The sequence below is a fragment of the Staphylococcus sp. M0911 genome (genome assembly GCF_003491325.1).
Taxonomy (GTDB): domain Bacteria; phylum Bacillota; class Bacilli; order Staphylococcales; family Staphylococcaceae; genus Staphylococcus; species Staphylococcus warneri_A.
This window is the reverse complement of record NZ_CP022881.1, coordinates 973,656-990,960: the sequence shown is the minus strand read 5'-3', so window position 1 is coordinate 990,960 and position 17,305 is coordinate 973,656. Positions and strand designations below refer to the sequence as shown.

Annotated in this window: 9 protein-coding genes, 29 tRNA genes and 3 rRNA genes; 1 reads left to right on the top strand and 40 read right to left on the bottom strand. The window is 39.1% G+C overall.

Annotation, left to right across the window (positions count from 1 at the left end):
• Positions 1-168: 168 nt before the first annotated feature.
• The 40 genes from trmL to bcp form a co-directional block, all read right to left on the bottom strand.
• Complete coding sequence (trmL, locus tag ssp1_RS04935; protein WP_002452097.1) at positions 169-639, bottom strand: tRNA (uridine(34)/cytosine(34)/5-carboxymethylaminomethyluridine(34)-2'-O)-methyltransferase TrmL; 471 nt, start codon at positions 637-639, stop codon at positions 169-171.
• Positions 640-1,770, bottom strand: coding sequence for a tRNA epoxyqueuosine(34) reductase QueG (queG, locus tag ssp1_RS04930; protein WP_075779012.1), 1,131 nt, complete (start codon positions 1,768-1,770; stop codon positions 640-642). It abuts the gene before it with no gap.
• 257 nt (positions 1,771-2,027) lie between these two features.
• Positions 2,028-2,750, bottom strand: a complete 723-nt coding sequence (locus tag ssp1_RS04925; protein ID WP_002452095.1) for an amino acid ABC transporter ATP-binding protein — start codon at positions 2,748-2,750, stop codon at positions 2,028-2,030.
• Positions 2,743-4,203 carry an ABC transporter substrate-binding protein/permease gene (locus ssp1_RS04920; protein WP_075779011.1) on the bottom strand — a complete coding sequence of 487 codons (1,461 nt, stop codon included), beginning with the start codon at positions 4,201-4,203 and terminating at the stop codon, positions 2,743-2,745. Before ssp1_RS04920 ends, ssp1_RS04925 begins: the two co-directional genes overlap by 8 nt.
• 117 nt (positions 4,204-4,320) lie before the next feature.
• The gene (locus tag ssp1_RS04915; RefSeq protein ID WP_075779010.1) at positions 4,321-5,385 is read right to left on the bottom strand and encodes a PTS sugar transporter subunit IIC; all 1,065 of its coding nucleotides are present in this window, start codon (positions 5,383-5,385) and stop codon (positions 4,321-4,323) included.
• Positions 5,386-5,557: 172 nt separating this feature from the next.
• A tRNA-Leu gene (locus ssp1_RS04910) sits at positions 5,558-5,640 on the bottom strand.
• 37 nt (positions 5,641-5,677) lie between these two features.
• A tRNA-Gly gene (locus tag ssp1_RS04905) sits at positions 5,678-5,752 on the bottom strand.
• Positions 5,753-5,765: 13 nt separating this feature from the next.
• A tRNA-Gly gene (locus ssp1_RS11905) sits at positions 5,766-5,840 on the bottom strand.
• A 14-nt stretch (positions 5,841-5,854) separates the two neighbouring features.
• Positions 5,855-5,929: transfer RNA gene (locus ssp1_RS04900), tRNA-Gly, on the bottom strand.
• A 12-nt stretch (positions 5,930-5,941) separates the two neighbouring features.
• A tRNA-Cys gene (locus ssp1_RS04895) sits at positions 5,942-6,015 on the bottom strand.
• A gap of 5 nt (positions 6,016-6,020) precedes the next feature.
• Positions 6,021-6,092: transfer RNA gene (locus ssp1_RS04890), tRNA-Gln, on the bottom strand.
• 11 nt (positions 6,093-6,103) lie between these two features.
• Positions 6,104-6,176: transfer RNA gene (locus ssp1_RS04885), tRNA-His, on the bottom strand.
• A 2-nt stretch (positions 6,177-6,178) separates the two neighbouring features.
• A tRNA-Trp gene (locus tag ssp1_RS04880) sits at positions 6,179-6,252 on the bottom strand.
• Between the two features lie 7 nt (positions 6,253-6,259).
• Positions 6,260-6,343, bottom strand: a tRNA-Tyr gene (locus tag ssp1_RS04875).
• A gap of 6 nt (positions 6,344-6,349) precedes the next feature.
• Positions 6,350-6,425, bottom strand: a tRNA-Thr gene (locus ssp1_RS04870).
• 8 nt (positions 6,426-6,433) lie between these two features.
• Positions 6,434-6,506 (bottom strand) — tRNA-Phe (locus ssp1_RS04865).
• Between the two features lie 14 nt (positions 6,507-6,520).
• A tRNA-Asp gene (locus ssp1_RS04860) sits at positions 6,521-6,596 on the bottom strand.
• A gap of 9 nt (positions 6,597-6,605) precedes the next feature.
• A tRNA-Met gene (locus tag ssp1_RS04855) sits at positions 6,606-6,679 on the bottom strand.
• Positions 6,680-6,699: 20 nt separating this feature from the next.
• A tRNA-Ser gene (locus tag ssp1_RS04850) sits at positions 6,700-6,789 on the bottom strand.
• Positions 6,790-6,821: 32 nt separating this feature from the next.
• Positions 6,822-6,897, bottom strand: a tRNA-Asp gene (locus ssp1_RS04845).
• A gap of 10 nt (positions 6,898-6,907) precedes the next feature.
• Positions 6,908-6,997, bottom strand: a tRNA-Ser gene (locus tag ssp1_RS04840).
• A 9-nt stretch (positions 6,998-7,006) separates the two neighbouring features.
• A tRNA-Ile gene (locus ssp1_RS04835) sits at positions 7,007-7,080 on the bottom strand.
• 27 nt (positions 7,081-7,107) lie between these two features.
• Positions 7,108-7,181 (bottom strand) — tRNA-Met (locus ssp1_RS04830).
• Between the two features lie 24 nt (positions 7,182-7,205).
• Positions 7,206-7,281 (bottom strand) — tRNA-Ala (locus ssp1_RS04825).
• Positions 7,282-7,301: 20 nt separating this feature from the next.
• Positions 7,302-7,375, bottom strand: a tRNA-Pro gene (locus tag ssp1_RS04820).
• Positions 7,376-7,384: 9 nt separating this feature from the next.
• Positions 7,385-7,458 (bottom strand) — tRNA-Arg (locus ssp1_RS04815).
• A 15-nt stretch (positions 7,459-7,473) separates the two neighbouring features.
• Positions 7,474-7,562: transfer RNA gene (locus tag ssp1_RS04810), tRNA-Leu, on the bottom strand.
• Between the two features lie 8 nt (positions 7,563-7,570).
• Positions 7,571-7,645, bottom strand: a tRNA-Gly gene (locus ssp1_RS04805).
• Positions 7,646-7,648: 3 nt separating this feature from the next.
• A tRNA-Leu gene (locus ssp1_RS04800) sits at positions 7,649-7,730 on the bottom strand.
• Positions 7,731-7,738: 8 nt separating this feature from the next.
• Positions 7,739-7,814 (bottom strand) — tRNA-Lys (locus ssp1_RS04795).
• Positions 7,815-7,820: 6 nt separating this feature from the next.
• A tRNA-Thr gene (locus tag ssp1_RS04790) sits at positions 7,821-7,896 on the bottom strand.
• Positions 7,897-7,902: 6 nt separating this feature from the next.
• Positions 7,903-7,978: transfer RNA gene (locus ssp1_RS04785), tRNA-Val, on the bottom strand.
• Between the two features lie 9 nt (positions 7,979-7,987).
• Positions 7,988-8,102 (bottom strand): 5S ribosomal RNA (rrf, locus tag ssp1_RS04780).
• Between the two features lie 70 nt (positions 8,103-8,172).
• A 23S ribosomal RNA gene (locus ssp1_RS04775) occupies positions 8,173-11,093 on the bottom strand.
• Between the two features lie 163 nt (positions 11,094-11,256).
• Positions 11,257-11,332: transfer RNA gene (locus tag ssp1_RS04770), tRNA-Ala, on the bottom strand.
• 17 nt (positions 11,333-11,349) lie between these two features.
• A tRNA-Ile gene (locus ssp1_RS04765) sits at positions 11,350-11,426 on the bottom strand.
• Positions 11,427-11,519: 93 nt separating this feature from the next.
• Positions 11,520-13,072 (bottom strand): 16S ribosomal RNA (locus ssp1_RS04760).
• The 16S, 23S and 5S rRNA genes sit together here with 29 tRNA genes alongside, the layout of an rRNA operon.
• Positions 13,073-13,734: 662 nt before the next feature.
• On the bottom strand, positions 13,735-14,187 hold the full coding sequence (perR, locus tag ssp1_RS04755; RefSeq protein WP_002452366.1) for a peroxide-responsive transcriptional repressor PerR: 453 nt from the start codon (positions 14,185-14,187) through the stop codon (positions 13,735-13,737).
• A 94-nt stretch (positions 14,188-14,281) separates the two neighbouring features.
• Entirely contained in the window at positions 14,282-15,232 is a 951-nt protein-coding gene (locus ssp1_RS04750; protein ID WP_118828140.1) for a phosphoglycerate dehydrogenase, read from the bottom strand.
• Positions 15,233-15,237: 5 nt separating this feature from the next.
• Positions 15,238-15,693, bottom strand: a complete 456-nt coding sequence (gene bcp, locus ssp1_RS04745; protein WP_075778661.1) for a thioredoxin-dependent thiol peroxidase — start codon at positions 15,691-15,693, stop codon at positions 15,238-15,240.
• A 79-nt stretch (positions 15,694-15,772) separates the two neighbouring features.
• On the opposite strand from bcp, the gene ssp1_RS04740 reads away from it, so the two are divergent.
• Positions 15,773-17,062 carry a glutamate-1-semialdehyde 2,1-aminomutase gene (locus ssp1_RS04740; RefSeq protein WP_075778662.1) on the top strand — a complete coding sequence of 430 codons (1,290 nt, stop codon included), beginning with the start codon at positions 15,773-15,775 and terminating at the stop codon, positions 17,060-17,062.
• Positions 17,063-17,305: the final 243 nt, after the last annotated feature.

The following is a 17,305-nucleotide window of genomic DNA, read 5'->3' as shown; positions in this document are numbered from 1 at the left end:
TCCTCTTGGTTTGCTTTACATAGAATAGTATGGTTAATATTAATTCATTTATACCCTAATTATTTATCGTTCAAACTAACCTATGATTATAGAATACTATTTTCTTATCATTAAATATAACATGTAGTCAACTTATTGTTCATTTACTTTGAATTTCAATCATCTTTATTAAGATAAGCCCGGAAATGATTGTTGTCTTAAAGCTTCGTAAATCAATAATGCTGCTGTATTCGAGAGATTTAATGAACGAATTTTATCACTCATCGGGATTCTTAATGCAGTGTCTTGATACTTGTCTTTGACCCAATCCGGTAATCCAGTTGTTTCCCTACCAAAAATAAAATAATGATTATTTTGTGTATCAGAAAAATCAAAATCACTATATGTTTGCTTACCAAATTTTGTTAACAAATAATATTCACCATCTGTTGATTCAAAAAATGATTCTATATTTTCGTGATATGTAATATTAACATGCTCCCAGTAATCTAATCCTGCTCTTTTTAACATCTTATCATCTGTACTAAAGCCAAGCGGTTTAATCAAATGTAAGTGTGTATTGGTACCAGCACAAGTTCTAGCTATATTACCAGTATTTGCAGGGATTTCAGGTTGAAATAATACAATGTGGTTTGTCATTTATTTTTCTCTCCTCATTTCCAAGCCTTTTAACATTTCAACTTGGACTTCTTTAATTTCATTTTCATAATGTGTATGAATAAATTCACGCGCATTTTCCCCTTCAATTTGACCAATTGCCCAATATGCAGTGCCTCTTATCATAGGTCTAGGGTCATGTAATGCAACTTCTTTTAACTCAGGTATAGCACTTATTTCATTAAAATGAGCTAACGCTAATATCGCATTTCGTTGTATAGGTTTTTTACCTCTCCATGCACCCGCTAAATGACCATAAGTATTTTTAAATTCTTTATTACTCATTTGCAATAATGGAACTAATCTAGGCTTCAAAATTTCAGGTTCTAATATAATATCGTCATGTTCTGTATTGATTCCTTTATTTTTAGGACAAACTTGTTGGCATGTGTCACAACCATATAATCGATTGCCAATTTTATATCTGTACTCATCATCTAAATAACCTTTAGTTTGAGTTAAAAAGCTAATACATTTTTGACTATTTAATTGGCCATTGCCTACTAAAGCACCTGTAGGACATCTATCAACACAAATTGTACAATCTCCACAACTATCTAAAATAGGATCATCTGGTTCAAACGGTATACTTACGAGCATTTCACCTAGATATGTCCATGTACCTAAATCAGGATTAATAATAAAACCATTTCGTCCTGCAAATCCTAGTCCTGCACGTTCCGCTACAGCTCTATCTGATAATACTCCAGTGTCCACCATCGATTTAATTTCAACATCAGGTACAATTGATTGGATATATGTTGCCAATTGATCCAATCGTTTTCTCATTATTGTATGATAATCTTGGCCCCATGAAGCACGTGCAAACATACCGCGTCTATCACCACGTACACTTTTAGGTGCCCCTTTAAGTTTATTGGGATATCCAACTGCTATAGCAATAATAGATCTCGCTGTCGGTAAGCTTAATTTAGGTTCAGTTCTTAATGCAATATCAGATTCTTCAAATCCTGAAGCATATCCTTTTGAGTGATAATCTTCTAACTTTTGTTTCAATTCATCAAATGGATCGGCAGTCGTAAAACCAATACTGTCAATACCAATTGTATGTGCGTAATCAATGATATCTTTTTTTAACTGCTTTACGTCCAAGATTTTGCCCCCACATTATAAAAATATACTCTTGTTATTTTAACATATGAATAAATAGTGATGTATGATTATTGATTAAAAGTATATAAGACATAGACTTTAATCCATCATTTATTTTTATTCGATTTAATCGTTTTATTTTTATAACGTTTGTCTTGTCGTATCGTTAGCAGTTGAGTGTAGACATAACAAAAATGAATGCCTGAGAAATTGTCATCTCTCAGGCATTCACAATTAAATTTTGAATTGTTTTACACTTATAATACTCTAGATAAGAAATTTTTAGTTCTTTCATGTTGTGGTTTTTCAAATATTTCCTGTGGTGTACCTGATTCAACAACAACGCCATCTGCCATAAATATTACTTTATCACTGACATCTTTTGCGAAGCCCATTTCATGTGTAACGACCACCATTGTCATTCCCTCTTTAGCTAAATCCTTCATAACCTTCAAAACGTCCCCAACTACTTCAGGGTCAAGTGCAGATGTTGGTTCGTCAAATAAAATAACATCTGGTTGCATAGCTAATGCTCTTGCTATCGCAACTCTCTGCTTTTGTCCACCAGAAAGTTGATTAGGATAAACGTCTGCTTTATCTTTTAATCCTACCTTATCTAGTAATTCAATCGCTTGCTCATTAAGAGTTGAATGATCATTCTTTTTTAACAATTTAGGCGCTAACATAATATTTTCCTTAACCTTTTTATGAGGAAATAAATTAAAGTTTTGAAACACCATGCCCATTTTTTGTCGTAATTGTTCTAAATGAACACCTTTTTTTGTTAAATCGTTACCTTCAAATATAACATGTCCTTTTGTAGGCGTTTCTAATAAATTCATACATCTTAATAACGTGCTTTTTCCACTACCCGATGGACCAATGATAGCTACGACTTCACCTTTATTAATATCTAAATTAATATCTTTTAATACTTCATTGTTACCAAATTTTTTATTTAAATTTTGAATTTTAATCACTGGCTTTCATTCTCCCTTCTATAAAATTCATGATGCGTGATAATGCAAAGGTTAGAATAAAGTACATTCCTGCTGCGACCAATAATGGTGTAAAAGGATCAAATGAAATACCTTGAACCACTTGTGCATTAAACATAATTTCTCCAACACCTATTGTTGATACTATAGATGATTCTTTAATTAAAGTAACAAATTCATTACCTAGTGCTGGTAAAATATTCTTAATAGCCTGTGGCATAACGACTGATTTCATCGTTTGATTGTAACTCAAACCTAAACTGCGTCCAGCTTCTGTTTGTCCTTTATCGATGGAATTAATACCCGCACGAAATATCTCTGCAATATATGCTGATGAGTTAATAACTAATGCAATTGTTCCGCAAATCAAAGCAGAAATATCTAGTCCAAGTGCTGCAGTAGTACCAAAAAATACTATGAAAACTTGTACTAATAATGGTGTACCTCTTAAGAATTCTATATAAATAGAAGCAATCCATGATAATGGTTTAAATTTACTTAATTTCATTAGCGCTATAAACGCTCCTAGAATTGCTCCAAAAACTACACCAACAAATGAAATTAAAATTGTGTTTTGTAATCCTTTGATAAAAAAGCTTTTATATTTTGTATAAAAATTACCATCATCCTGCATATCATTTGCTGCTTTAGTCATATAATGATCTATTAAATTTTTATCATTAACTTCATTGATTGTCTGATTTAATTTTTTTAATAAAATTGGTGAATTTTTAGGTACTGCAATACAAGTTGGTTTCTTTTCTTCATTAAATTTCACATCTGAAAATGCAAGTTCAGGGTTTTGTTTTATGTATGCCTCTGCTACAGGCTTTTCAAGAATTGCTCCTACAGCTTTACCACTTTTCACAGATAAAATAGTTTCTGGTAATTTATATAATGAAGTAACATCTGCATTTTCAATTTCAGTCTTAGCTATTTTTTCTTGATCTGTTCCTTTTTGAACAGCTATTTTCTTATCTTTAAAATCGCTAATAGATTTTAAATGATTTTTTTCATTTTTCTTAACTAACATAATATTATTAGTCATCATATATGGTTTAGTAAAGCTTACCTCTTTTTCACGTTCAGGTGTCGTTGTCATTCCAGAAATAATAATATCAATTTTGCCAGTTTTGAGCGCACCTAGTAAACTATCAAATTGCATATTAATAATTTTCAGTTTGAGATGATTATCTTTAGCTATCTTCTTAGCTAACTCTATATCAACACCAGCATATTCAGTTTTTCCATTTGCATTCTTTTCAAATTCCATCGGTGCATAATCAGCTGATAAGCCAACACGAAGTTCTCCACTATCTTTAATTTTTTGCCAGTTTGTATCCTTCTCTTCAGCATTAATATTGGGTTGTTTCGTTGTTAATGTTGAACCTACTATGATTAAAAATACCAAAAATACTTTAATAAAATATTTCATTAAAGCAACCCTCCTTTATAATATTCATTATTATACAAATTATTACATTAATATGCAATATCATTTTTTAAATATAACAAAAAAAGTGCAGCCATAGCGGCTACACTGAGAATTCGTTTATTCTTTAGGAATTTCAAATTTATAAATTTCGTCATTATATGAATGTATAAACTTTTTACATAACTCATGTACGACAAATGCACTGATAAATGGAATAATAAAGTACCCCACAACTAACATAATTATATTAGTCATTTGGTCTCCCGCCATACGATTTAAAGCATTTATAGGTCCAACAAGTCCTGTATATCCAAATCCAGCAGATAAAGGAGTTCCTTTGATGCCTATAAAGTAAGCAATAATACCAGCAATAGCACCATTTATAATTAGTGGTATAGCTATAATTAAATGTTTTAAATATACCGGTATCATCATTTTAGCTGCTCCAATAAGTAATACCAAATTGACTCCAATAGAATTGACTCTTAGAGATCCAAATAAAAATGTAACACATGCAGCAACAATACCCATATTTGCCGCACCACTACCTAATCCAGTTAAACCTATAGCAGTAGCAATTGCTACCAATGAAATTGGTGTAACCATAAGTAAAGAGAAAGTCACACTTAATAAAATAGACATCGTTAAAGGATTAAGGTCAGTAAATGAATTAATCACTTTACCAATTGTATGTGTTACAACTTGAACATATGGTAAAGTCATAAGGCCAATAGTTCCACTCACAACAGGAATTAAAACTGGTAAAATAATCATTTCAAATGAGCCCAATTTTCCTTGGAATAATAAATATAAAAAACAGGCAATCATCACGACTAAAATGATATTGATAATATCCCCTATGCCTTTAATCATAATACCTTGATTATTAAATATAATTGCGCCTGAGCCTAACATTGCTGAAGAACCAACAATAGCAGCACCTGATCCATTAAATTTGAACTGATGAGCTGCTAAAACACCCACTATGAAAGCCATAAAAGACTGTATAACTGTGACAAGACGAAAGATAGTTTCCAAGAGCTCATTACCATCTTTAAAAAATTTAAGTAATTCTCCTAATAAAGCATTGGGTAATAAGGCAATAACTACCCCTGCTCCAACAGCATTTAGAATATTACTAAAGAAAACTTTACCACCCATTTTTGTACTATTCTTACTCATAATGCACCTCCAAAGCATAATGAAATGATCATATATTATATTTTAAATAGAAAGAAATGAAAATATGATCCAGATAATCTAACTTCAAACCTGTAATAAAATTTAGTTGATATAAAAAAAGTGGTAAATGTGTTTACACAAATACCACTTTCCTTAGACATTATCTATTTTATACCGGCGGTCGGGATCGAACCGACACTCCAAAAAGGAACGGGATTTTGAGTCCCGCGCGTCTGCCAATTCCGCCACGCCGGCCCAATATAAAGAAAAAACTTCCACTTGGAAGTAATAATGGAGCGGAAGATAGGATTTGCACCTATACCTCGTTCCGGGAAGGAACGTGTTCTAAAAGTTGAACTACTCCCGCTTAATATAAAATTTGGAGCGGAAGATAGGACTTACACCTATACCTCGTTCCGGGAAGGAACGTGTTCTGAGAGTTGAACTACTCCCGCTTAATATAAATATTTGGAGCGGAAGATAGGATTTGCACCTATACCTCGTTCCGGGAAGGAACGTGTTCTAAGAGTTGAACTACTCCCGCTTAATAAAAACCTGGAGGCGGCAACCGGATTTGAACCGGTGATAAAGGTTTTGCAGACCTCTGCCTTACCACTTGGCTATGCCGCCAATAACTGGGCTAGCTGGATTCGAACCAGCGCGTGACGGAGTCAAAGTCCGTTGCCTTACCGCTTGGCTATAGCCCATTAATAATAAGGGCGGTTGAAGGGAATCGAACCCTCGAATGTCGGAACCACAATCCGATGCGTTAACCACTTCGCCACAACCGCCATGGCAGGGGCAGTAGGAATCGAACCCACATCAAAGGTTTTGGAGACCTCTATTCTACCGTTGAACTATGCCCCTATTTAGATGGTGGAGGGGGGCAGATTCGAACTGCCGAACCCGAAGGAGCGGATTTACAGTCCGCCGCGTTTAGCCACTTCGCTACCCCTCCAAGAGATGGTGCCGGCCAGAGGACTTGAACCCCCAACCTACTGATTACAAGTCAGTTGCTCTACCAATTGAGCTAGGCCGGCTTGTGAAATGGTTCAGGACAGAGTCGAACTGCCGACACATGGAGCTTCAATCCATTGCTCTACCAACTGAGCTACTGAACCATAATAAAATGTAATGGCGGTCTCGACGGGAATCGAACCCGCGATCTCCTGCGTGACAGGCAGGCGTGTTAACCGCTACACTACGAGACCAAATATGTATTGCGGGAGGCGGATTTGAACCACCGACCTTCGGGTTATGAGCCCGACGAGCTACCGAACTGCTCCATCCCGCGGTAATAATAAATAATAAAAACGGAGGAAGAGGGATTCGAACCCCCGCGGCCCGTTAAGGCCCTGTCGGTTTTCAAGACCGATCCCTTCAGCCGGACTTGGGTATTCCTCCATGATTATAGGTAAATTGCTATTAAATTAAAATGGCGGTCTCGACGGGAATCGAACCCGCGATCTCCTGCGTGACAGGCAGGCGTGTTAACCGCTACACTACGAGACCAAATATAAAACGGAGGAAGAGGGATTCGAACCCCCGCGGCCCGTTAAGGCCCTGTCGGTTTTCAAGACCGATCCCTTCAGCCGGACTTGGGTATTCCTCCAAAATTATATGGACCTTGCAGGACTCGAACCTGCGACCGAACGGTTATGAGCCGTTAGCTCTAACCAACTGAGCTAAAGGTCCTAAATATAATCTTACAACTAATAGTAGTGGCGGTGGAGGGGATCGAACCCCCGACCTCACGGGTATGAACCGTACGCTCTAGCCAGCTGAGCTACACCGCCGTTATCTAGTTTGTAAATTTAATATGGTGGAGACTAGCGGGATCGAACCGCTGACCTCCTGCGTGCAAAGCAGGCGCTCTCCCAGCTGAGCTAAGCCCCCATATTTAATAATTGTTGCTATCGGGAAGACAGGATTCGAACCTACGACCCCTTGGTCCCAAACCAAGTGCTCTACCAAGCTGAGCTACTTCCCGTAGAATAAGCGCGCCCGATAGGAGTCGAACCCATAACCTCTTGATCCGTAGTCAAACGCTCTATCCAATTGAGCTACGGGCGCATATTTATAATAAGATGGTGCCGAGGACCGGAATCGAACCGGTACGGTGATCTCTCACCGCAGGATTTTAAGTCCTGTGCGTCTGCCAGTTCCGCCACCCCGGCACTTATAATGGAGCAGAAGACGGGATTCGAACCCGCGACCCCAACCTTGGCAAGGTTGTATTCTACCGCTGAACTACTTCTGCATATGCGGGTGAAGGGAGTCGAACCCCCACGCCGTAAGGCGCTAGATCCTAAGTCTAGTGCGTCTGCCAATTCCGCCACACCCGCTATTAAAATGGTGAGCCATAGAGGATTCGAACCTCTGACCCTCTGATTAAAAGTCAGATGCTCTACCAACTGAGCTAATGGCTCTAAAGATGGTGCCGGCCAGAGGACTTGAACCCCCAACCTACTGATTACAAGTCAGTTGCTCTACCAATTGAGCTAGGCCGGCTATAAATGGTGGAGAATGACGGGTTCGAACCGCCGACCCTCTGCTTGTAAGGCAGATGCTCTCCCAGCTGAGCTAATTCTCCAATATATTTGCCTGGCAACGTCCTACTCTAGCGGAACGTTAGTCCGACTACCATCGGCGCTAAGGAGCTTAACTTCTGTGTTCGGCATGGGAACAGGTGTGACCTCCTTGCCATTGTCACCAGACAAATGGAATGTATTATACATTCAAAACTAGATAGTAAGTAAAATGATTTTGCGTCGCAAAACATAAATTTTGATTAAGTCTTCGATCGATTAGTATTCGTCAGCTCCACGTGTCACCACGCTTCCACCTCGAACCTATTAACCTCATCATCTTTGAGGGATCTTATAACCGAAGTTGGGAAATCTCATCTTGAGGGGGGCTTCATGCTTAGATGCTTTCAGCACTTATCCCGTCCATACATAGCTACCCAGCTATGCCGTTGGCACGACAACTGGTACACCAGAGGTATGTCCATCCCGGTCCTCTCGTACTAAGGACAGCTCCTCTCAAATTTCCTACGCCCACGACGGATAGGGACCGAACTGTCTCACGACGTTCTGAACCCAGCTCGCGTACCGCTTTAATGGGCGAACAGCCCAACCCTTGGGACCGACTACAGCCCCAGGATGCGATGAGCCGACATCGAGGTGCCAAACCTCCCCGTCGATGTGAACTCTTGGGGGAGATAAGCCTGTTATCCCCGGGGTAGCTTTTATCCGTTGAGCGATGGCCCTTCCATGCGGAACCACCGGATCACTAAGTCCGTCTTTCGACCCTGCTCGACTTGTAAGTCTCGCAGTCAAGCTCCCTTATGCCTTTACACTCTATGAATGATTTCCAACCATTCTGAGGGAACCTTTGAGCGCCTCCGTTACCTTTTAGGAGGCGACCGCCCCAGTCAAACTGCCCACCTGACACTGTCTCCCACCACGATAAGTGGTGCGGGTTAGAAAGCCAACACAGCTAGGGTAGTATCCCACCAATGCCTCCACGTAAGCTAGCGCTCACGTTTCAAAGGCTCCTACCTATCCTGTACAAGCTGTGCCGAATTTCAATATCAGGCTACAGTAAAGCTCCACGGGGTCTTTCCGTCCTGTCGCGGGTAACCTGCATCTTCACAGGTACTATGATTTCACCGAGTCTCTCGTTGAGACAGTGCCCAAATCGTTACGCCTTTCGTGCGGGTCGGAACTTACCCGACAAGGAATTTCGCTACCTTAGGACCGTTATAGTTACGGCCGCCGTTTACTGGGGCTTCGATTCGTAGCTTCGCAGAAGCTAACTACTCCTCTTAACCTTCCAGCACCGGGCAGGCGTCAGCCCCTATACATCACCTTACGGTTTAGCAGAGACCTGTGTTTTTGATAAACAGTCGCTTGGGCCTATTCACTGCGGCTCTTCTGGGCGTTAACCCTAAAGAGCACCCCTTCTCCCGAAGTTACGGGGTCATTTTGCCGAGTTCCTTAACGAGAGTTCGCTCGCTCACCTTAGAATTCTCATCTTGACTACCTGTGTCGGTTTGCGGTACGGGCACCTGTTATCTATCTAGAGGCTTTTCTTGGCAGTGTGAAATCAACGACTCGAGGAAACAATTTCCTCTCCCCATCACAGCTTGACCTTATGAGTGCCGGATTTGCCTAACACTCAGTCTTACTGCTTGGACGTGCAATCCAATAGCACGCTTCGCCTATCCTACTGCGTCCCCCATCGATTAAAACGATACTAGGTGGTACAGGAATATCAACCTGTTATCCATCGCCTACGCCTGTCGGCCTCAGCTTAGGACCCGACTAACCCAGAGCGGACGAGCCTTCCTCTGGAAACCTTAGTCAATCGGTGGACGGGATTCTCACCCGTCTTTCGCTACTCACACCGGCATTCTCACTTCTAAGCGCTCCACATGTCCTTGCGATCATGCTTCGACGCCCTTAGAACGCTCTCCTACCATTGTCCTACGGACAATCCACAGCTTCGGTAATATGTTTAGCCCCGGTACATTTTCGGCGCAGTGTCACTCGACTAGTGAGCTATTACGCACTCTTTAAATGATGGCTGCTTCTAAGCCAACATCCTAGTTGTCTGGGCAACGCCACATCCTTTTCCACTTAACATATATTTTGGGACCTTAGCTGGTGGTCTGGGCTGTTTCCCTTTCGAACACGGACCTTATCACCCATGTTCTGACTCCCAAGTTAAATTGATTGGCATTCGGAGTTTGTCTGAATTCGGTAACCCGAGAAGGGCCCCTCGTCCAAACAGTGCTCTACCTCCAATAATCATCACTTGAGGCTAGCCCTAAAGCTATTTCGGAGAGAACCAGCTATCTCCAAGTTCGATTGGAATTTCTCCGCTACCCTCAGTTCATCCGCTCACTTTTCAACGTAAGTCGGTTCGGTCCTCCATTCAGTGTTACCTGAACTTCAACCTGACCAAGGGTAGATCACCTGGTTTCGGGTCTACGACCAAATACTAAACGCCCTATTCAGACTCGCTTTCGCTACGGCTCCACATTAGCTGCTTAACCTTGCATCAAATCGTAACTCGCCGGTTCATTCTACAAAAGGCACGCCATCACCCATTAACGGGCTCTGACTACTTGTAAGCACACGGTTTCAAGTTCTCTTTCACTCCCCTTCCGGGGTACTTTTCACCTTTCCCTCACGGTACTGGTTCACTATCGGTCACTAGAGAGTATTTAGCCTTAGGAGATGGTCCTCCCAGATTCCGACGGAATTTCACGTGCTCCGTCGTACTCAGGATCCACTCAAGAGAGTATATATTTTCGACTACAGGATTATTACCTTCTTTGATTCAACTTTCCAGATGATTCGTCTAATATATACTTTTGTAACTCCGTATAGAGTGTCCTACAACCCCAACAAGCAAGCTTGTTGGTTTGGGCTCTTCCCGTTTCGCTCGCCGCTACTCAGGGAATCGATTTTTCTTTCTCTTCCTCCGGGTACTAAGATGTTTCAGTTCTCCGGGTCTGCCTTCTGATATGCTATGTATTCACATATCGATAACATGACATAACTCATGCTGGGTTTCCCCATTCGGAAATCTCTGGATCAACGCTTACTTACAGCTCCCCAAAGCATATCGTCGTTAGTAACGTCCTTCATCGGCTTCTAGTGCCAAGGCATCCACCGTGCGCCCTTAATAACTTAATCTATGTTTCCATCCTACAGGAAACGCGTTATTAATCTTGTGAGTGTTCTTTCGAACACTAGCGATTATTTCTTATGAATTCAAGCTTTAAAACTCTAATTCACTCGGTTTTGCTTGGTAAAATCTATTTTACTTACTTATCTAGTTTTCAATGTACAAATATAATGGTGGAGACTAGCGGGATCGAACCGCTGACCTCCTGCGTGCAAAGCAGGCGCTCTCCCAGCTGAGCTAAGCCCCCATACGAATATTAATTAATGGTGGGCCTAAGTGGACTCGAACCACCGACCTCACGCTTATCAGGCGTGCGCTCTAACCAGCTGAGCTATAGGCCCATTAATTATTTGTAAAACAAACAATCAAAACTGAATACAATATGTCAATATTATTCCTCATCTTCTACGAAGATGTTCCGAATATATCCTTAGAAAGGAGGTGATCCAGCCGCACCTTCCGATACGGCTACCTTGTTACGACTTCACCCCAATCATTTGTCCCACCTTCGACGGCTAGCTCCATAAATGGTTACTCCACCGGCTTCGGGTGTTACAAACTCTCGTGGTGTGACGGGCGGTGTGTACAAGACCCGGGAACGTATTCACCGTAGCATGCTGATCTACGATTACTAGCGATTCCAGCTTCATGTAGTCGAGTTGCAGACTACAATCCGAACTGAGAACAACTTTATGGGATTTGCTTGACCTCGCGGTTTAGCTGCCCTTTGTATTGTCCATTGTAGCACGTGTGTAGCCCAAATCATAAGGGGCATGATGATTTGACGTCATCCCCACCTTCCTCCGGTTTGTCACCGGCAGTCAACTTAGAGTGCCCAACTTAATGATGGCAACTAAGCTTAAGGGTTGCGCTCGTTGCGGGACTTAACCCAACATCTCACGACACGAGCTGACGACAACCATGCACCACCTGTCACTTTGTCCCCCGAAGGGGAAAACTCTATCTCTAGAGCAGTCAAAGGATGTCAAGATTTGGTAAGGTTCTTCGCGTTGCTTCGAATTAAACCACATGCTCCACCGCTTGTGCGGGTCCCCGTCAATTCCTTTGAGTTTCAACCTTGCGGTCGTACTCCCCAGGCGGAGTGCTTAATGCGTTAGCTGCAGCACTAAGGGGCGGAAACCCCCTAACACTTAGCACTCATCGTTTACGGCGTGGACTACCAGGGTATCTAATCCTGTTTGATCCCCACGCTTTCGCACATCAGCGTCAGTTACAGACCAGAAAGTCGCCTTCGCCACTGGTGTTCCTCCATATCTCTGCGCATTTCACCGCTACACATGGAATTCCACTTTCCTCTTCTGCACTCAAGTTTTCCAGTTTCCAATGACCCTCCACGGTTGAGCCGTGGGCTTTCACATCAGACTTAAAAAACCGCCTACGCGCGCTTTACGCCCAATAATTCCGGATAACGCTTGCCACCTACGTATTACCGCGGCTGCTGGCACGTAGTTAGCCGTGGCTTTCTGATCAGGTACCATCAAGATGTGCACAGTTACTTACACATTTGTTCTTCCCTGATAACAGAGTTTTACGATCCGAAGACCTTCATCACTCACGCGGCGTTGCTCCGTCAGGCTTTCGCCCATTGCGGAAGATTCCCTACTGCTGCCTCCCGTAGGAGTCTGGACCGTGTCTCAGTTCCAGTGTGGCCGATCACCCTCTCAGGTCGGCTACGTATCGTTGCCTTGGTAAGCCGTTACCTTACCAACTAGCTAATACGGCGCGGATCCATCTATAAGTGACAGCAAAGCCGCCTTTCACTATTGAACCATGCGGTTCAATATGTTATCCGGTATTAGCTCCGGTTTCCCGAAGTTATCCCAGTCTTATAGGTAGGTTATCCACGTGTTACTCACCCGTCCGCCGCTAACGTCAAAGGAGCAAGCTCCTTATCTGTTCGCTCGACTTGCATGTATTAGGCACGCCGCCAGCGTTCATCCTGAGCCAGGATCAAACTCTCCATAAAAAATTATGATGTTTGATTAGCTCATAAAACTAAATTAATTGTTGCAACTTTCGTTACATTATTGGAATTAACGTTGACATATTGTCATTCAGTTTTCAATGTTCGTTTTTCGCTTACAATATCTTATTATATCGCGTTTGTTTAATGAAGTCAACAATAAATTTAAATTCTTTTTTAAGAAATATGTTATTAATGACTCAACAAAATCTATAATATAATGTTTGAATTGAAAGTTCAATAGTCAAAATTACACTTTATCAACATTTGCTTTAAAAAGTTAATGAAATCTTTTCAAATAGTTAATATCGTTTTGACGACTTTTATATAATACCAAGTAATCATTTTTACGTCAACGTATTTCAACTATTTAATTTGTATAAATTTACTCAAAGTATAGTTAATTTTTATATTAAGTGAACAATAGTTTATAAAGTGTAATCCGCGTCTTCGGATTTATCATTCATCTACCCTTTCTGTTGTCTCTGATATAACTTCGCTATTCTTAATTAATAGTTACTATTCTTTGAATAGGATATAAAGGTGTTCATATGATTAAGTTGATCACATTACTCCATACTAAAAAAATAAACCATGTTTGACAATTATTGAATCAAACATGGTTTTGTTTATTGTTAACTTTTATCTTGATGAGTAAATGATGCCTATTCTTCTTTATCTTTGCATTCTTTACAAATTCCATAAATTTCCATTCGATGATGTGTTACGTCAAATTCAGTAACATGTTGTGCTAGCTGTTCCACTTCGTCTAACTGTGGATAATGGAAGTCAACTATTTTACCGCATTTTTCACAAATAATATGGTAATGATTGTGAGTATTGAAATCAAATCGACTTGATGCATCACCGTATGTGAGCTCTTTTACAATGCCAATATCTTTGAATACTCTTAAATTATTATATATTGTCGCAACACTTATATTAGGAAAATCTGGTGAAAGTGCTTGATAAATTTCGTCGGCACTAGGATGTGTTTTTGAAGAAATCATGAATTTCAAAATTGCTTGTCTTTGTGGCGTTATACGTATACCAGCTTTTCTTAAAGACGCAATTGATTCTTCAAGTTCATGTTCTATTGATTCTAATTCCGCGCTCATTTTTTTCACCATCTTTCTAGTTAATAATGATTATTACTTAATACTAATATAACTGTTACAATTTACTAATGTCAATAAAACAGTTGTATTTTCATTAATATCTTTTTACTGGGTCTACTTCATTCTCAATTAGATTTCCATAATTGAGAAAATGTTTTAAGTTTTTGATGAATATTTCTGTAACGTCATGATTAATACCATGATCATTGCCTGTAATATGTGCTGTTATAGTTACGTTGTCTAGATCATATAATGCGTTATCTGATGTTAATGGCTCTTTTTCAAATACATCTAAGTAGGCATGTCTTATTTCATTATTACTTAATGCTTTTATCAGTGTATCTTCCTCAACTACAGTACCTCTACCAACATTAATAAACATTGCACTTTCTTTCATATTCTCAAAGTCTTTGTATTTGATTAAATGAATCGTTTCGTCTGTTTCCGGTAAACTATTGATTACTATGTCTCCTTTTCCTAATAAGTCACTTAGATTATCAATTGTTTGTACCTCATCAAACCATTCTTTATGTTCACCTGATTTACTTACACCTATTACCTTCATATCAAAAGCTTTCGCTAACTTTGCTGTTCGTTGTGCGATTGCTCCTGTGCCTAAAAATAATATACAATCACCATTTAACCTTCTGCCAGTCATTTTCGAATCATATATCCTATTTTGTTGATTAATAAATGATGTTTTCATTTTCTTATAATCATCTAATATAAAAGCAATGATGAATTCAGAAAGTTGTTTTGCCTGTACACCTCTACTATTGGTTAATTTAATATTTCGTTTATTAATATAGTTTAATGGTAATGAATTAACACCAGTAGCATACCAAGCAATCCATTTAAGATTAGGGCAGTCCTCTAAAAATGTTTCATCTAGACTTCCATCATATCCAATTAAGATATCTAGTGATTGTCTGTCTTCATTTGGTATATTTTTAGCTTTTTTAATAAATTTAAACTCCACCTGTGGAAATGTCTCTTTTAATTTATCTTCTAACTCTCCTAATCTGAACAGACTAACTACTTTCATCTATATCACTCCAAAATGTTTTTTAGCTCTTCAATATGGGTCTTAACTTTAACTTTTTTAATAACATCTTTAACTATGCCTTGCTCATCTATAACAAACGTTGTTCGAACTATACCCATACTTTCTTTACCAAATGATTTTTTTAATTGATATACACCAACTTCATTTGAAAGCTGATAGTCTTGGTCTACGAGTAAATCAAAGTTAAGCTCATGTTTCTCTATAAAATTTTGATGTTTTTTCTTAGAATCCCCACTTACTCCATAGATATTGACATTCAAATCATTAAACATTTCAATATTATCTCGAAAATCACAAGCTTCTGTAGTACAAGTTGGCGTATTATCTCTAGGATAGAAATATAATATTGTCACTTGCCCTTTAATCGTTTCATTAGTAATAAGTTCTCCATTTTGATTTTCTAGTGAAAATTCTGGAAATTGATCACCTTTTTTTAACATTTAATCACCTGTTTCTTCATTAAGTTAATTTTATGATACGATAATAAGCGACAATATTAAATTAAAAGAGGTTGATAGTATGAACTTTACTGAAAGTGAACGACTTCAGGAATTATCAAATGAATATATTTTAGGTGGTGTAAATTCTCCATCACGTTCTTATAAAGCAGTTGGTGGTGGCGCACCTGTAGTAATGAAGGAAGGTAAAGGCGCTTATTTATATGATGTAGATGGCAATAAATTTATAGATTATTTACAAGCATATGGCCCTATCATTACGGGTCACGCACATCCTCATATTACGAAAGCTATTCAAGAACAAGCAGCCAAAGGTGTACTATATGGAACGCCTACTGAATTAGAAATTGAATTTAGTAAGAAATTACGAGAAGCTATTCCTTCTCTAGAAAAAATTAGATTCGTAAACTCTGGTACTGAAGCTGTCATGACTACTATAAGAGTTGCACGCGCTTATACTAAACGAAATAAAATCATTAAATTTGCTGGTTCATATCATGGTCATTCTGATTTAGTACTAGTTGCTGCTGGTAGTGGCCCTTCTCAACTTGGTTCTCCTGATTCTGCAGGTGTCCCAGAAAGTGTTGCTAAGGAAGTAATTACTGTGCCATTTAACGATATTGAATCATATAAAGAAGCAATTAAACATTGGGGTGACGACGTTGCTGCCGTTTTAGTAGAGCCAATTGTAGGTAACTTTGGTATGGTAATGCCCGAACCAGGATTTTTAGAAGAAGTTAATCGTATTACACATGAAAATAACAGTTTAGTCATTTATGATGAAGTGATTACAGCGTTTAGATTTCACTATGGTGCTGCCCAAGATTTACTTGGTGTTATACCTGATTTAACTGCTTTTGGTAAAATTGTTGGGGGCGGCTTACCAATCGGTGGTTATGGTGGCCGTCAAGATATAATGGAACATGTAGCGCCACTTGGACCAGCCTATCAAGCAGGAACTATGGCCGGTAACCCATTATCTATGAAAGCTGGTATTGCATTACTTGAAGTTCTAGAACAAGACGGTGTCTATGAAAAATTAGATAAGCTAGGTAAACGATTAGAAGATGGTCTTTTACAACTAATTGATAAACATCAAATCACTGCCACAATTAATCGTATTTATGGCTCTCTCACATTGTACTTTACTAATGAAAAGATTACTCATTACGAACAAGTAGAAAATTCTGATGGTGAGGCATTTGCTAAATTCTTTAAATTAATGTTAAATCAAGGTATTAATTTAGCTCCTTCTAAATTCGAAGCTTGGTTCTTAACTACAGAACATACTGAAGAAGACATTGATCAAACACTTAAAGCAGCTGATTATGCGTTTAGTCAAATGAAATAATTTTTGGTTATTCAAGCGGCTATGATAAAAGAGTCTTTACCTATAATCCTGCTTTGGGGATGCCGTTAATTTATCCAAGACATAATCTTTGTCTTGGATTTTATTTATTTAAAATGATTTAATTCTGGTTTAATAGACTATATCTTATTGAAAATAAATTACCTTTTCTACTTATAAAATTGTACATTTATTTCATGTTAAGTACTGGCTACCTTCTTTCTTATAATTAAACTATTCTCATTA

What these genes read in the sequence shown, in the direction of transcription:
- ssp1_RS04740 (WP_075778662.1), top strand. Translation starts at nt 15,773, where the DNA reads ATGAACTTTACTGAAAGTGAACGACTTCAGGAATTATCAAATGAATAT.
- ssp1_RS04915 (WP_075779010.1), bottom strand. Translation starts at nt 5,385, where the DNA reads ATGAGTAAGAATAGTACAAAAATGGGTGGTAAAGTTTTCTTTAGTAAT.
- ssp1_RS04750 (WP_118828140.1), bottom strand. Translation starts at nt 15,232, where the DNA reads ATGAAAGTAGTTAGTCTGTTCAGATTAGGAGAGTTAGAAGATAAATTA.
- trmL (WP_002452097.1), bottom strand. Translation starts at nt 639, where the DNA reads ATGACAAACCACATTGTATTATTTCAACCTGAAATCCCTGCAAATACT.
- bcp (WP_075778661.1), bottom strand. Translation starts at nt 15,693, where the DNA reads ATGTTAAAAAAAGGTGATCAATTTCCAGAATTTTCACTAGAAAATCAA.
- perR (WP_002452366.1), bottom strand. Translation starts at nt 14,187, where the DNA reads ATGAGCGCGGAATTAGAATCAATAGAACATGAACTTGAAGAATCAATT.
- ssp1_RS04920 (WP_075779011.1), bottom strand. Translation starts at nt 4,203, where the DNA reads ATGAAATATTTTATTAAAGTATTTTTGGTATTTTTAATCATAGTAGGT.